This is a genomic window from Ruegeria aquimaris, from assembly GCF_025751555.1.
Classification (GTDB): Bacteria; Pseudomonadota; Alphaproteobacteria; order Rhodobacterales; family Rhodobacteraceae; genus Ruegeria_B; species Ruegeria_B aquimaris.
Genome location: NZ_JAOWLB010000059.1, coordinates 1 through 1,359, shown reverse-complemented (window position 1 = coordinate 1,359; position 1,359 = coordinate 1). Strand labels below are relative to the sequence as shown.

At 65.8% G+C, this 1,359-nt stretch carries 1 protein-coding gene; it reads right to left on the bottom strand.

Features of this window, described 5'->3' with window-relative positions; translation table 11 throughout:
* Positions 1–101: 101 nt before the first annotated feature.
* The gene (locus tag OE747_RS24560; protein ID WP_263831056.1) at positions 102–1,274 is read right to left on the bottom strand and encodes an IS5 family transposase; all 1,173 of its coding nucleotides are present in this window, start codon (positions 1,272–1,274) and stop codon (positions 102–104) included.
* Positions 1,275–1,359 lie beyond the last annotated feature (85 nt).

Here is a 1,359-nt window from a genome sequence, read left to right as displayed (position 1 = left end):
CAGGCCGCTGAAAAAGTCTGCAGTGAGGAAGGGTTTCCCTTGAGCAGGAGCTCGATGCAGCCTGGTTTGCGAACCGGCAGTCCGAGTAGCCGCTTGCCGGCTCAGTTGGCGAGCAGTTTCGGCAGCCTCGCGAGGTTGCAGGCCGCCATCGCCAAGGTGAAGCGGGCCCGCACGCGCTCGATGCCGCGGTACAGGGTCTGCGCCATGCCGCCGACGGTTTTGACCCAGCCGAAAGGTTCCTCGATCTTCTTCCGGCGCCGCTGCGACTTGGCGTAGCCGGGGTGCCGGGTGGTTCTGCCGTCGATTGCAGAGTGTCGGGACTTCTGGGCGACATGCGGCGTGACCACCATTTGGCGCAGCTCGGCGACGAAGTCGGCGCTGTCGTAACCGCGGTCCGCTGCCAGGGTCAGGCGCCGGGTCGATCCCGGTGAGTGGCGGTGAAGCATGTCGATGGCAGCACGCCGCTCGGCGTGGCCGTCCGCCCGCGTCAGGTCGGCCTGCACGATCAGGCCGGAGCGGTTCTCCATCATGCTGTGCCCCATGAAGCACAGCATGGCGCCGGCGCCGGGGGATTTCTTGAACAGCCGGGCCTCCGGATCGGTCATCGAAGCATGGGTCGCGTTCGACCGTCGTTCGCCACGGAAGTCGACTTCGGCGTTGCGGTTGCGGCGTGTGGGGCGGGTCATCGGGTCGGGCTCGGCGGTGGACTGGTCAGAGGAAGATGTGGGCGGCGCGCTGCCATCTGGCGGATCGCCGGGACCCTCGTCCCCGTCGGACGTCGCTCTTTCCTTCGGCTGGTAACTCTTCATCGACGCCCAGGCCTTCACAAGGGTGCCGTCGACCGAGAAATGGTCGTCCGACAGCAGCGGTGCCACCTCGCGATGCGCCAGAATGGCGGCCATGATCTTGCGCGACATGTCCGTGGTCAGCAGCCGGTCGCGGTTCTTCGTGAACACGGTCGGGCCCCAGACAGCGTCGTCGATCCCAAGGCCCACGAACCAGCGGAACAGCAAGTTGTAGTCCATCTGCTCCATGAGCTGCCGCTCGGACCGGATCGAGTAGAGGATTTGCAGCAGGCTGGCCCGGATCAATCGTTCCGGCGCGATCGAGGGGCGGCCCTCACCTGCGTAAAGCCGGTCGAACTCGGCATCCAGGGAGCGCAGCGCGTCGTTGACGACGGCCCTGATCTTGCGAAGCGGGTGCCGCGCCGGAATGCGCTCCTCGAGATCGACGTAGCTGAACAGCGAGCCCGTCACCTGATCTGATCCACGCATCCCACACTCCGTCGCCATCGTAGTGGCGACGGTGAATCATGTTCCGCGACAGGCGTCGAGGCAGGAGTTTTTCAGCGGCCTGCTA

What these genes read in the sequence shown, in the direction of transcription:
- OE747_RS24560 (WP_263831056.1), bottom strand. Translation starts at nt 1,274, where the DNA reads ATGCGTGGATCAGATCAGGTGACGGGCTCGCTGTTCAGCTACGTCGAT.